The organism is uncultured Streptococcus sp., from assembly GCF_902463925.1.
GTDB lineage: Bacteria > Bacillota > Bacilli > Lactobacillales > Streptococcaceae > Streptococcus.
Genome location: NZ_CABQHE010000004.1, coordinates 130,725 through 143,618, shown reverse-complemented (window position 1 = coordinate 143,618; position 12,894 = coordinate 130,725). Strand labels below are relative to the sequence as shown.

Annotated in this window: 13 protein-coding genes; 2 read left to right on the top strand and 11 right to left on the bottom strand. The window is 40.0% G+C overall.

The window, feature by feature from the left end; translation table 11 throughout:
• Positions 1-33 precede the first annotated feature (33 nt).
• The 3 genes from murB to folB all read right to left on the bottom strand — a co-directional run bounded on the left by murB (position 34) and on the right by folB (position 1,973).
• Positions 34-936, bottom strand: coding sequence for a UDP-N-acetylmuramate dehydrogenase (murB, locus tag RDY04_RS04570; RefSeq protein ID WP_303951450.1), 903 nt, complete (start codon positions 934-936; stop codon positions 34-36).
• 189 nt (positions 937-1,125) lie between these two features.
• Positions 1,126-1,617, bottom strand: a complete 492-nt coding sequence (folK, locus tag RDY04_RS04565; RefSeq protein ID WP_303951412.1) for a 2-amino-4-hydroxy-6-hydroxymethyldihydropteridine diphosphokinase — start codon at positions 1,615-1,617, stop codon at positions 1,126-1,128.
• Positions 1,614-1,973 carry a dihydroneopterin aldolase gene (folB, locus tag RDY04_RS04560; RefSeq protein ID WP_303951410.1) on the bottom strand — a complete coding sequence of 120 codons (360 nt, stop codon included), beginning with the start codon at positions 1,971-1,973 and terminating at the stop codon, positions 1,614-1,616. The genes folK and folB overlap by 4 nt, the downstream gene beginning before the upstream one ends.
• A gap of 219 nt (positions 1,974-2,192) precedes the next feature.
• On the opposite strand from folB, the gene RDY04_RS04555 reads away from it, so the two are divergent.
• The gene (locus tag RDY04_RS04555) at positions 2,193-3,644 is read left to right on the top strand and encodes an alpha-amylase (protein ID WP_303951408.1); all 1,452 of its coding nucleotides are present in this window, start codon (positions 2,193-2,195) and stop codon (positions 3,642-3,644) included.
• A 31-nt stretch (positions 3,645-3,675) separates the two neighbouring features.
• On the opposite strand, the gene folP is transcribed toward RDY04_RS04555, so the two are convergent.
• From folP to rpsP, 6 genes are all read right to left on the bottom strand, one after another.
• The gene (folP, locus tag RDY04_RS04550; protein ID WP_303951406.1) at positions 3,676-4,476 is read right to left on the bottom strand and encodes a dihydropteroate synthase; all 801 of its coding nucleotides are present in this window, start codon (positions 4,474-4,476) and stop codon (positions 3,676-3,678) included.
• 8 nt (positions 4,477-4,484) lie between these two features.
• Positions 4,485-5,048, bottom strand: a complete 564-nt coding sequence (gene folE / locus RDY04_RS04545; protein ID WP_002884345.1) for a GTP cyclohydrolase I FolE — start codon at positions 5,046-5,048, stop codon at positions 4,485-4,487.
• A gap of 219 nt (positions 5,049-5,267) precedes the next feature.
• The gene (locus RDY04_RS04540; protein WP_303951402.1) at positions 5,268-7,112 is read right to left on the bottom strand and encodes an APC family permease; all 1,845 of its coding nucleotides are present in this window, start codon (positions 7,110-7,112) and stop codon (positions 5,268-5,270) included.
• A 66-nt stretch (positions 7,113-7,178) separates the two neighbouring features.
• Positions 7,179-8,441, bottom strand: coding sequence for a folylpolyglutamate synthase/dihydrofolate synthase family protein (locus RDY04_RS04535; protein WP_303951400.1), 1,263 nt, complete (start codon positions 8,439-8,441; stop codon positions 7,179-7,181).
• Positions 8,442-8,606: 165 nt separating this feature from the next.
• Complete coding sequence (locus RDY04_RS04530; protein ID WP_303951399.1) at positions 8,607-8,855, bottom strand: KH domain-containing protein; 249 nt, start codon at positions 8,853-8,855, stop codon at positions 8,607-8,609.
• Positions 8,856-8,866: 11 nt separating this feature from the next.
• Entirely contained in the window at positions 8,867-9,139 is a 273-nt protein-coding gene (gene rpsP / locus RDY04_RS04525) for a 30S ribosomal protein S16 (protein ID WP_002884675.1), read from the bottom strand.
• Positions 9,140-9,563: 424 nt separating this feature from the next.
• On the opposite strand from rpsP, the gene tehB reads away from it, so the two are divergent.
• Positions 9,564-10,442, top strand: coding sequence for an SAM-dependent methyltransferase TehB (gene tehB, locus RDY04_RS04520; RefSeq protein WP_303951385.1), 879 nt, complete (start codon positions 9,564-9,566; stop codon positions 10,440-10,442).
• Positions 10,443-10,524: 82 nt separating this feature from the next.
• Here the strand turns inward: tehB and RDY04_RS04515 are convergent, their stop codons facing one another.
• Both RDY04_RS04515 and RDY04_RS04510 read right to left on the bottom strand, forming a co-directional pair.
• The gene (locus RDY04_RS04515; RefSeq protein WP_303951384.1) at positions 10,525-11,067 is read right to left on the bottom strand and encodes a DUF4767 domain-containing protein; all 543 of its coding nucleotides are present in this window, start codon (positions 11,065-11,067) and stop codon (positions 10,525-10,527) included.
• Between the two features lie 280 nt (positions 11,068-11,347).
• A complete protein-coding gene (locus RDY04_RS04510; RefSeq protein ID WP_303951383.1) occupies positions 11,348-12,397 on the bottom strand; it encodes an LLM class flavin-dependent oxidoreductase in 1,050 nt (349 codons plus the stop codon).
• Positions 12,398-12,894: the final 497 nt, after the last annotated feature.

Below are 12,894 nucleotides of genomic sequence, written 5' to 3'. Positions count from 1 at the left end.
CCTCCATGGATAACAAAAATAGGATTAGTATTATTAATTTAATTTGTCGCCAATGATGCGAACTTCAGGCTCTAGTGTAACACCCGAATTTTCCTTAACCTTAGCGATAACATCTGCAATAAGGTCTTCATAGTCTTTTGCTGTTCCTTGATCGACGTTGACCATGAAACCAGCATGCTTAGTTGAAACCTCAACACCACCGATACGATGTCCCTTGAGGTTGGCTTCCATAATAAGCTGACCTGCAAAATGACCTGGCGGACGTTTGAAGACCGAACCACATGATGGGTATTCAAGAGGTTGTTTAAGTTCTCGCAAGTGATTAAGACGGTTCATCTCATTCTTGATTTGCTCGTAGTCTCCTGGTTTGAGGTTGAATTTTGCTGAAATAACCACTTCTCCTGTTTCTTGGAGCACCGAACGACGATAACCAAAACGCATATCTCTTGCATCAATCGTACGAATTTCACCGTCTTTTGTAAGAACCTGAGCAGAAACCAAGATATGGGCAATCTCGCCACCATAGGCACCAGCATTCATAAAGACGGCACCACCAACACTACCTGGAATCCCTGCTGCAAATTCAAAACCAGTCAAACTTTGGAAACGTGCTACCTTGGTTGTTGCAATCAAGTTAGCTCCCGCTTCAGCTTCAACTTGATAACCATTAACAGCGATACCATTAAGCTTGTCAAACATAATCACAAAACCTCGGATACCACCGTCACGAACAATCAAATTACTGGCATTACCAAGCACCATCCACGGAATGTCGTGCTTGTTTGCAAATTTGACAATACGAGAGAGCTCATATCGGTTACGTGGAAAGGCCAAATAATCCGCTGGACCTCCAACCTTGGTGTAAGTATAACGTTTTAAGGGTTCGTCGAAACGAATATCAATCCCCACTAAGTCTTCTTTAAGTTCATCTAACATGTTATTTCCCATACTTTTTCTATACATTTATTTCTTTGTAGGTATTGTGAAAAATTCCCCCTTATTACTATCACAACCTAAAAATGAGTTAGTATTTTTCCCAAAAAATTAAAAGAAAAATACAACAAAAAGCCAAGATTAATTATAGCAAAAAATCCCCATCTTGACGACAGAGAATTTTAGGAAAAACTAGTCCAATTGCTCCAATTTGCGGACATCACTAGTGTCTAATTGACTCAAATATTTTTCGTAGGCTTGACCAGTTTGAGGCTCAACTAAATCCCCGGCAATTTCTAGCAGAGGAACCAAAACAAAGGCCCTTTGATTCATGAAAGGATGAGGCACTTTAAGGTGCTCAGTCCCCCAGGTTTCCTGCCCATATAAAAGAATATCAATATCCACAGTCCGAGGGCCCCAGTGTTCATGTCGAACGCGGTCAAGATTTTTTTCAATTTGCTGGCAAGAACTTAGTAAGGTTTCAGCTGGCAACTGAGTATCAAGTGCTAAAGCGAGATTCAAAAAATCAGCCTGGTCTGTTAATCCCCAAGCAGCCGTCTCATAATAAGAGGACACTGCTTTAACTTCCGTCTCAGGCAATCGATTCAAGCTCTCAACCGCTTTTTGAAGATAGCCTTGACGATTTCCTATATTAGATCCCAAGCTCAAATAAACTCTTGTCATCGGCTACGCTCCAACTCAATTCCAACACTTCTATAATGCCCATTAATTGGTGGGTTTTCTTTAGTAATTCTAATTTTAATAGATTGGATTGGCGCAAATTGATTAAACAAGTCCTCACAAATAGCACCAGCTAAACGCTCAATCAAAATATACTTTTCTTCTTCCACCTGTTTCTGAACTGCTTCAAAAACCAAACCATAATGAACTGTATCTGATAGATTGTCACTTTGTGAAGCCCTGATCAAATCAACTTCCAGTTCCAGGTCAACCACAAAAATTTGCCCTAGGGTTTGCTCCTCAGCAAAAGCCCCGTGATAGCCATAAAAACGGCAACCATTTAAAATAATTTTATCCATATCTTCTCCTTAAGACGACTAAACTCATTTTTATTCTAACACAAAAAAGGTGAAAAGTTGGGCTCTAATTAGTATGATATTTTAGACAAATCTGAAGTTATTGTTTTTCGGCAATGCAATCGATTGCGTAATTCTTCTGATTTGGTAAAATAAAGTCACAGGAATTTAAAAATTCCTGATATCTAAACTAAGACTATCTCAAATAATAAGGAAAAAACTATGACAAATCAAACTGCAATGCAATACTTTGAATGGTATCTCCCAAGTGACGGCCAACATTGGAACAACTTAGCTGATGATGCCCAACATCTAGCAAACCTTGGCATCAGCCATGTTTGGATGCCACCTGCTTTCAAAGCTACTAACAAAGATGATGTTGGTTACGGAGTCTATGACCTCTTTGACCTTGGGGAATTCGACCAAAAAGGAACCATACGCACCAAATATGGTCTCAAGGAAGAATACCTTAATGCCATCAAACAACTCAAAAATGTTGGTATCGTCCCTATGGCCGATGTTGTGCTCAACCACAAGGCAGCCGCGGATAAACTTGAAACCTTTGATGTGGTAGAAGTTGACCCCGAGGACCGTACCCAAGAAATCAGCGAACCGTTTGAAATCGAGGGTTGGACTCATTTCACTTTTGACGGACGTCAGAAAGCTTACAACGACTTTGAATGGCACTGGTACCACTTTAATGGGACTGACTTCGATGCCAAAAGAAATAAAAATGGTATTTATCTTATCCAAGGTGACAACAAGGGCTGGGCACACAATGACTTGGTTGACAATGAAAATGGTAACTTTGACTACCTTATGTATGCCAACCTAGATTATAAACATCCTGAGGTTATAGAAAATATTTACGAATGGGCTGACTGGTTCGTCGAAACAACTGGGGTCCAAGGTTTCCGAATGGATGCCATCAAGCACATTGATTCTTTCTTTATGCGTAATTTTATTCGCGATGTCAAAGAAAAACAAGGTCAAGATTTCTATGTTTTTGGTGAATTTTGGAATGCCAATGAAGAAGACAACAATACTTATCTTGAAAAGACAGAAAATCGATTTGACCTAGTAGACGTTCGTCTCCACAATAATATCTACGACGCTAGCCTAGCTGGAGCTGATTATGATTTGACAACTATTTTCGATCATACCTTGGTTAAAAATCATCCTGAACATGCTGTAACTTTCGTAGACAACCACGACACCCAACGCGGACAAGCTCTAGAATCTACGGTTGAAGAATGGTTTAAACCAGCTGCTTATGCTCTCATTCTTCTCCGTGAAGACGGTCTTCCTTGCCTATTTTATGGTGACTACTATGGCATTGAAGGTGAATTTGCCCAAGAAAATTTCCAAGAGATTCTAGATACCTTGCTCTACGCTCGTAAAGACCTAGCTTACGGAGAGCAAACAGACTACTTTGATGATCCAAACTGTATTGGATGGACACGCTCTGGCAACGAAGATGGCGCTCCATTAGCTGTAACAATCTCTAATGATGCTGCTAACAGCAAGTCTATGGAAATTGGTAGTGATTGGGCCGGCCAAACCTTCTATGACATTCTTGGAAACTGCTCTGATACTGTAACCATTGACGAAGACGGATGGGGAGACTTCCCAGTTTCTGAAAAATCTGTCAGCGTTTGGACAATTCAAGACTAAGAAAAAAAGCTCAATTGAGCTTTTTTTAGTATCATAAAATTCCTGAAATAGTTTTAACAATATCACGATTGGCATCAACATTATGCACACGAACAATCTGACAGCCCTTGGTAACAGCATAGCCAGATAGAGCAGCCGTTCCCTGATCACGGTCCTTAGCTTGGGTATTTCCACCTAGTAGGTAGTTCACAACACGCTTACGAGAAATCCCAAAAAGAACAGGATAGCCCAAGGCAACGACCTTGTCCAAGCCTTTTAGCAAGTCAATATTGTGTTGGACATTTTTCGCAAAGCCAAAGCCTGGATCAATCCAGATATTGTCCTTGGCCACACCTGCTTCCAAGGCGGCCTGGGCACGTTGACTGAGGAATGTACAGACATCTTCTGTGACATCATTGTATACTTCTTCTTTTTGATTATGCATGAGGATAATCGGCACATTCTTTTCAGCTGCTAAAGCTAGCATCTGACCATCATAGAGTCCAGCCCAGACGTCATTTAGAATATCTGCCCCTGCTTCAAGAGCAGCTCTGGCAGTAGCTGTCTTATAGGTATCAATACTGATGAGCACATCATATTTTGCCTTGATAGCCTGAATAACTGGCACGATACGAGCAATCTCCTCTTCCTCGGTCACAAATTCTGCTCCTGGTCCTGTAGATTCGCCACCTACATCGATAACGGCTGCTCCCTGGGCAATCATACGCTCAACCTGAGCCAACGCATCCTCTACAGTGTCAAAATCGCCACCATCTGAGAATGAATCAGGGGTGACATTCAAGATTCCCATAATACAGGCCTTACCTGCAATCTCATGTTTGCCAATAAACATCTTAACTCCTAAAAATCACGCATCAATGAAAGAATTTCCTTGCGTTCTTCACGGTCTTCTTTATAAAGGCCCTTAGCGACAGTTGTGATTGTCTTACTTCCCGGTTTCTTAATACCTCGCATGGTCATACACATGTGCTCTGCTTCAACCATGACAAAAACTCCTCGAGGATTCAGAGCTTCTTCAAGTGCTGTAGCAACTTGATCTGTAAGACGTTCTTGCAACTGTGGACGACGAGCAGCTACTTCAACCGCACGCGCTAATTTGGAAAGTCCTGTCACCTTGTCTCCACTTGGCAAATAAGCCACATGGGCCTTACCATAAAATGGAACCAAATGGTGCTCACACATAGAGTAAAAAGGAATATCCTTGACAAGGACAACTTCGTCATGAACTTCTGAAAAGACAGCTGTAAATTGATCCTTAGGGTCTTCATTTAGACCTGAAAACATTTCAGCATACATCTTAGCCACACGTTTTGGTGTGTCCAAAAGTCCCTCACGCTCAGGATTTTCACCTAGAGCTTCCAATAGTTGATAGACTGCTTGTTCTACTTTTTCTTGATTTGCCATAATTTCCTCTTTCAACGTTATAATACTATCTATTATACCTTATTTTGCTGGATTTTTCTTGCAAAAAATAAAATTGCTAAGCTGAATCCTAGCCAATCATAACCACCCGTCTAACGGGTGGTTTATTTGTTTCGCACCTTCGGAGCGAAACGGACTTAAAGTCACATAATAAAAGCGAAGACTCCCCGTCACATGACTACTGTCTTCGCTTGTCTTTATTTAATCTTTTAAGTGGTAAGAATAGGATGAAATGACAATATTCTCACGCCATTTGAGATAATATTTCAATCGTAAACTCATCTGATTATGAAGTATGGTTTGCCATGATTTTTTCGGAACAAACTGTGGAATCATAACAGTCAGAGTCGCATTATCCTTTTCAGCCTGAGTAGCCACTTCATCTACATATTGAATAGTTGACTGCGTAATTGAACTGTAAGGTGATTGGATATGAACCATCTCGATTTCTGGGAAATATTTTTTAAATTCTTGTTCGGTTTCCTTATCCTTACTCTCTGTATCCTTAGTAGACACATGCATAGCAATAACCTTATCTCCAATAGAACGTGCATAAGAAATGGCACCAATATTAGCCTTTGTAACATTTCCCACCAAGATAAGAACAATGTTGCCTTGATAATGATGTTCTTTGACTTGACCATTAATACGCAACTGTTGAGCAACTCCATTGTAATGTTTCTTAATCTTAAGGAACATCCACATCAAAATAGCAATAATTGGGAAGAATGGCCAAATATCCCCTAAGCGAAAGAGGAAGAGAATGAGGACAATAGCGTAACAAATTAAAGCACCTAAAATATTAGCTAAAGAATGCTTCCAGAACCCCTTGCCGTATTCACGAATCCAATGGACAACCATACCTGTTTGAGAAAGTGCAAAAGGAATGAACACCCCAATAGTATAAAGAGGAATCAAACGTTCTGTATTTCCTCGGAAAATGAATAAGAGAGTAATGGCCCCAATAGCTAGCGTCAAGATTCCGTTAGAGTATCCCATACGTGCACCTTTTTCAAGATACATATGAGGCATGTATTTATTCTGGGCCATGTTAAAGGACAACATCGGAAAGGCTGAAAAGCCAGTGTTGGCAGCTACTGCAAGAATCATGGCAGTTGAGAACTGGAAAATATAGAACAAGATACTACCAATCCATGACTGACCAAGAATTTCTCTAGCCATTTGTGACAAGATGGTCACACCTGAATGAGGTGTAATACCAGTCCACCAGTTAAGGAAGGTAATTCCGGCAAACATAATCCCCAAAATACTTGACATAATGAAGAGGGTTGATGCTGCATTTTTAGCCTTAGGTTTCTTAAAGAAAGGCACCGCATTGGAGATAGCTTCTACCCCTGTCAATGAGGCAGAACCTGAAGTAAAGGCCCTTAAAATAAGAATCAATGACACACCTGTAATTGGTTGTCCTAAATGCGCTGTGGCTGCGTAAGGCATATGGCCCGTTAAAATTTGAAAGAAACCAAATCCCAACAAGAATAGCGTCGAAACAATGAAGAGATAAACGGGTATCATCAAAGATTTTGCCGATTCACGCATTCCCCTAAGATTCATAACCATCAAAACAAGCACCAAAATCATTGATATTTCAAGATTGAAAGGATGAAGGAAGGGAAGGGCTGAAGTAATGGCATCTGCACCTGAGGCCACTGAAACAGCAACCGTCAACATGTAATCGACCAAAAGACTACCACCAGCTATCAAGCCAAACTTAGGAGACAGATTCTCCGTCGTTACCATATAGGCGCCACCACCTTGAGGATAGGCTTTGATAACCTGTCTATAAGAGATGGTAAGACTGGCCAAAAGGACGAGAACCAAAAGTCCAATAGGGATTGACCACCAAATAGCCGTACTAGATACAGCTGTCAGAACCAAGACAACCTGCTCTGGACCATAGGCGATAGATGAAAGTGCATCACTCGACAACATAGCCAAGGCCTGAATCTTGGACAATAAGTGCCCATCACCACTATCATCATGAGTTAAAGGTTCACCGATTAAAATGTTTTTCAGACGTTGAAACATTGTGATCTCCTTACTTTTAAAACATACGAGGGCTATTATACGCCCCTAAATGGCATCTTTCAAGTCTTAAACATCACTTGCCTGCTCTAAAACCCATTTTCTGACCTGAGAAATGAAGTATAGAGATCCCGTAATCACATAAAGTTTCTTTTTGTCAGTCGTCACATGTTCTTTAATCCATGTTTTGAAGTCTGGTACCTGCTTATAAGCCTCTGGGTATTGATCTAGTTTAACACTGTTTGGATAGACAAAACTCGTTACAGTCAAGTCACCAACCGATTTTAGTTGGGCAAGCATGCCATCAATAGGCTTGGTGTCAATCGCTGCAAAGAGAAGTTCAATCTCCTTATCTGCATATTCTGATTGCAACAAATCAATCAAAACTTTAACACTCTCATTATTATGAGCACCATCAATCATGAGATTAGATCTTAAAAATTCTGTTCGCCCTCGCCAATTGGCATGAGCCAGGGCATCCTTTATGAGTTCAGGCGTTACTTTGGGATAATCTTTTTGAAGCAATAAAGAAGCCATGATAGCCAAGCTAGCATTTGCTACTTGGTGTTGACCAACCATAGCCAAGACTATATCATCTAACCTTTGCTCTCCATAGGTAAAATCAAAGGAATGGCTTGATCCTGTAGCCGTGAAATCTCTCCCTAGCTCATAGGTCTTAGACCCTTCTTCACGCGCTTTCTTCTCGAAAACATCTCGAACATCAGTACGGTCAGTCGCATAAATAAAGGGAGCTCCATTCTTCAAAACACCGGCCTTCTCAGCAGCAATTTCGGCATGAGTATTCCCCAAAATAGCCTGATGGTCTAAACCAATCGAAGGGCATAGGACTGCCAAGGGCTTAAAGAGATTAGTCGAATCATGAAGACCACCCATTCCAGCTTCAATGAATGCGATATCAACAGGATGGACCTGACCAAAATAGAGGAACATCAATACTGTGATAATTTCAAACTCTGTCGCATCTTCATGCTCCGTCTCTTTTGGCAACCGTTCAACCACAGGCTTCACACGATTAACCAGATTAAGTAAGTCCTCTTCTGAAATCATCTGACCATTGATAGAAATCCGTTCCTTAAAATCAATAATGTAAGGTGAGATAAAAGTTCCGACTTCATAACCTGCTTGAGAAAAAATCGTTTGTAAGGCATTGACAGTAGATCCCTTACCATTTGTTCCCACAATATGCACAGCCTTAAGATTGTCCTGTGGATTTCCTAGTTCTTCAAGCATCCAGGCCATACGTTCCAAGCCAGGCTTAATACCAAATTTTAATTGACCATGAATCCAATCCAATGCTTCTTGATAAATCATAATTGCTCCTTTTTAAGCTAATGCTTTGACTTAGCCATTAAACTAACCATTAAACTAGTTAACCTAGTTTTTCTATTAACCTAATACCACTTTAACCCTCTTATTATACCAAAGACTGCTAGCTATAACCAAAATATACAAAAAAGGTAACCCTAGGGTCACCTCTTAAGCTTTCTCTTTTTCGTCAATAACAAGACGAACTTTTTTACCTTGAGTAGGTACCGAATAGACAATCGCTCTTATCGCCTTAATAGTACGTCCTTTTTTCCCGATAACACGCCCAATATCGGATTGAGCAAGATCAAGATGGTACTCCAAAAACTCAGGACCGTCAATAATCTTGATGGTCAACTGATCTGGTGAAGTAATTAAGGGGTTAATGATAGCGATAATAAGATTTTCAATGGTATCCATAAGCTAAAAAATTATTTTGAGAATTTTGATTCGTGGAATTTTTTCATAACACCTTCTTTTGAAAGGATGTTACGAACTGTGTCTGAAGGTTGTGCACCTTTAGACAACCACTCAAGAACACGTTCTTCTTTAAGTGTTACTTGGTTTTCTTCAACGAGTGGGTTGTAAGTACCAACTGTTTCGATGAAACGTCCATCACGTGGAGCACGTGAGTCTGCAACGTTAATACGGTAGAAAGGTTTTTTCTTAGAACCCATACGAGTCAAACGGATTTTTACTGCCATTTTTAATTTCTCTTTTCTTTAGTTTTTTATTATGGTGGAGGCACTTACTGCCTCTCTACCTTAACTAGTATACCATATCATTTTTATGTGTCAAGAAAAAAACTTGACAGATTTAAATTTTCTACAAAAAACTAGAGACAAGCTCTAACTTCCTTATAGGACTATTTCTTGGTAGTACTCTTATGTTTTTTCATAAGCCACCTTTGCTTCAGCCTACTCGGCTTCTAAGCTCTTAGCCGTCGCTTTAGAATCTTTATCAGTTCATATATTTGAACTTTATCTTCATAAATCAATTTCATAATAAAAACACCCCAAAAGTTAGACTTTCTCTATTTAACTTTTGGGATGCAGTTCAGCTAAGCCTTTTTTCTTTTTCCATACTTTTGCTATAATAGAGACATACCTATCGAAGGGAACTCAACATATGACAATAGATCAGCAACTTGTTTGCTACAAACGTCTTCCAAACTGGACAACCACAACACTCCCAGAAATGGTGACGCAAAAACATAACACTAAGGTTGGAACCTGGGCTAAACTGACTATCCTATCAGGAGCTCTTAACTTTTACGAATTAGATGAAGGAGGACAGATTACTGCAGAGCACCTCTTCACGCCTGAAACAGAAATTCCTTTTGTCCAACCACAAGCTTGGCATCGAATCGCTCCTGCTTCCGATGATTTAGAATGCTATCTTTCCTTCTACTGCAAGCCAGAGGACTACATGGCTAAAAAGTATGATACTAAAGCCCACTCTGAGGTTCTTGAAGCCGTCCAGTCTGGACATATTAAACCTGGTCGTACCCTTGATTTAGGATGTGGCCATGGTCGTAACGCTCTTTATTTGGCTTCACTTGGGCATGATGTTACAGCCGTTGATATTAATAATGAAGCTACACAACGTATCCAAATGATTGCAGATGAGGAAAATTACAATGTTAGAGCTGGATACTACGATATCAACGCTGCTGCTCTTCCTGAGTCTGAGACCTTTGATTTCATCCTCTCAACAGTAGTCTTCATGTTCCTTGATCCCGATCAAATTCCGGCTATTATCAAGAATATGCAAGAGCGTACTGTCCTAGGTGGATACAATCTGATTGTCTGTGCCATGGATACCGAGGAACACCCTTGTACCATGCCTTTCCCATTTACGTTTAAAGAGGGTGAGTTGAAAAATTATTATAGTGACTGGGAGTTAGTCAAGTATAATGAAAATCTTGGTCACCTTCACCGTTTGGATGAACATGGCAATCCCATTGCCCTTCAATTTGCAACCATGTTAGCTAAGAAGGTTAAATAAGAGCGAATAACTGTAGACGAGCTGAGCACAGCCTGACTTGTCTTCAAATTAAAAACTAGGAATCCAGTTGGATTCCTAGTTTTTAATTGTTTACAATGTCTGCATATCCTGATTTAAGGTCTGCATTTTCTGTTTCTTTGACATAATACACACCACCATTAGTAGTTGGTGAATAAAGAACAAAGGGCATTCCGTCTTTTTTAATCGTAAAGAAATAGCGATGAACGGAAGCATTTTCCCATCTCTCATAAACTGAAATAATGGTATACTCAGAACTGCTATTGCCATTTGCAGCATAGGTTGCATCCATAGACAAACTATTGTCCGACATCCAACGGATAGGCAAAGAAGAGGCTTCATTTGTAATTTCTTTGTATCCAGGCTGATTCATCTGCTTTCCCCAAGAAACCATCAAACTAGCAAGTTGACTAGCCTTATCATTGGTCCAGCACGGATTTTCAGTATAGGCTTCCTTGGCATGGTTAGGATCAGGTGTATCAATACTTGCACTGATAGATTCGTTTGACTTAGTATTTTCACTAGATGAAGTGCTAGTAGTCTCCCTTGATGAGACTATAGAGCTAGCCACTGTAGAAGACGACTTGGTTTGTTTATCGTTCCTCATTGAACTAGAGACAAGAGTCAGACCAATGGCAACTAGGGTCCTAAGAGTATATAGATATACTTATAATTTTTCGAGGCTCCAATAAGGCCAGACTGATAAGCCGGTTGTAGTTCATCAGGTTTTGGCTTAAGTCCCTAAACTTGCTCAAAACGACTTATCCATTCTGTTTCTGATAGCTTTCGCATAATTTTCCTATTCTCTTTATCAATTATCTTCCATCCTATCATAGAACAGGGTTGATGACAATAGTAGAGAGAACTTGAGGCTTACCTTCAACCTATTATCCTTTATTTTCAAAATAACGACGAACAATTGGTGCCACTTCTTCACCATACAGTTTAATGGCCTTTAGTACGTCTTCATGAAGCATAGAACCAATTGGGAGATGAAGCATGAAGCGATCTAGCTGTAAATCCTCAATAATACGAATGATTTTTTGAGCGACGTGAGCAGGATCTCCAACGAACATGGCTCCGTTTGGTCCAACACTAGCATAGTACTGCTCTTTGGTCATTTCAGACCAGTGTGGACGATCTTTAGCAATGTTATCCACCGTTTGTTTCGTTGGATAAAAATAATTTTCTATCGCTTGGAAATTATTTTCCTCAATCCAACCCCAAGAATGAGCAGCCACCTTAAGTTGTTCATCCGAATAACCATTTCGAGCACCGATTTCCTTATAAACCTCAACTAATTTTGCAAAGGCCTTCGGATTTCCTCCAATTGTAGCATAGGCAATTGGCAGACCTTTTTCTGCAATTTGAATGGTCGACTCAATGTGACCACCTGTCGCTACCCATACCGGAAAGTCTTCTTGGACTGCTCGCGGATACACAGGGCGATTGTCAACAGATTGAGTATGTTTACCTTTCCAAGTTAAATTCGTTTGCTTTTTCACTTCCAGAAGCATGTCTAGTTTTTCATTGAAAAGTTCATCATAGTCTGAAAGATCATAGCCAAAAAGTGGAAAACTCTCAACAAAAGAGCCTCTCCCCGCCATAATTTCTGCACGACCATTTGACAGAGCATCAATGGTTGCATACTGCTGATAAACACGAACTGGGTCAATAGACGACAAAATGGTTACTGCACTAGATAAACGAATTTTCTTGGTATTCACAGCACCTGCTGCAAGTATAATTTCCGGTGCTGACACTGCAAAATCTTCACGGTGATGCTCTCCAATCGCATAAATGTCTAGTCCAACCTGATCCGCCAATTCAATCTCTTCAACGAGTTCTCGAATACGTTGGTCATGAGAGATAGCTTTTCCAGTTGATTCTAGGAGAGTTGTTTCTCCAAAAGTTGAAATGCCAAGTTCAATCGTCATAAATCTTTCCTCCAGTAATTCTTTTATTTGTTATGAGAATAACATTATCACTAATTAGTGATAAATACAAATAAAAAAGCCTAAGACTCTATTTTCCAAGAAAGGCTAATAGGGTTAGGCAGAAAAGGAGAACTAAAACACCCATGACCACTAAGAGTCTAAGCTTATAACCCAGAGGATTTTGAGGATTTAAACTAGTTCCAAGACCACTCCTACGAAAGACAAATAAGGGTTCTGAAGGAGATTGCTTAAGGGTGTAATGCAAGAGATACCTTAAGCAAAACAGAAAGAAGAGACTCATCCCTGGAAAAATGGCAATGGGCAGAATAATTCCCCGTGACAGACTAGTCATGATGGTAAGAATGATTTGTAACAACAAGAGAGCCCAAAACAAGTAATAAATGTAGGATTGCTTTTTCATTAATATGTACCTCTCAATCTAAGATAAGTATACTCCTCCTAGCTTCCCTTATCAATCTCATAACTCGCCTGACACC

Bases quoted from the DNA above. Each gene is read 5' to 3' on its own strand.
- folK (WP_303951412.1), bottom strand. From the start codon at position 1,617: ATGACAAGAGTTTATTTGAGCTTGGGATCTAATATAGGAAATCGTCAA.
- RDY04_RS04535 (WP_303951400.1), bottom strand. From the start codon at position 8,441: ATGATTTATCAAGAAGCATTGGATTGGATTCATGGTCAATTAAAATTT.
- murB (WP_303951450.1), bottom strand. From the start codon at position 936: ATGTTAGATGAACTTAAAGAAGACTTAGTGGGGATTGATATTCGTTTC.
- RDY04_RS04510 (WP_303951383.1), bottom strand. From the start codon at position 12,397: ATGACGATTGAACTTGGCATTTCAACTTTTGGAGAAACAACTCTCCTA.
- RDY04_RS04555 (WP_303951408.1), top strand. From the start codon at position 2,193: ATGACAAATCAAACTGCAATGCAATACTTTGAATGGTATCTCCCAAGT.
- folB (WP_303951410.1), bottom strand. From the start codon at position 1,973: ATGGATAAAATTATTTTAAATGGTTGCCGTTTTTATGGCTATCACGGG.
- folP (WP_303951406.1), bottom strand. From the start codon at position 4,476: ATGTTTATTGGCAAACATGAGATTGCAGGTAAGGCCTGTATTATGGGA.
- RDY04_RS04540 (WP_303951402.1), bottom strand. From the start codon at position 7,112: ATGTTTCAACGTCTGAAAAACATTTTAATCGGTGAACCTTTAACTCAT.
- RDY04_RS04530 (WP_303951399.1), bottom strand. From the start codon at position 8,855: ATGGATACCATTGAAAATCTTATTATCGCTATCATTAACCCCTTAATT.
- tehB (WP_303951385.1), top strand. From the start codon at position 9,564: ATGACAATAGATCAGCAACTTGTTTGCTACAAACGTCTTCCAAACTGG.
- RDY04_RS04515 (WP_303951384.1), bottom strand. From the start codon at position 11,067: ATGAGGAACGATAAACAAACCAAGTCGTCTTCTACAGTGGCTAGCTCT.
- rpsP (WP_002884675.1), bottom strand. From the start codon at position 9,139: ATGGCAGTAAAAATCCGTTTGACTCGTATGGGTTCTAAGAAAAAACCT.
- folE (WP_002884345.1), bottom strand. From the start codon at position 5,048: ATGGCAAATCAAGAAAAAGTAGAACAAGCAGTCTATCAACTATTGGAA.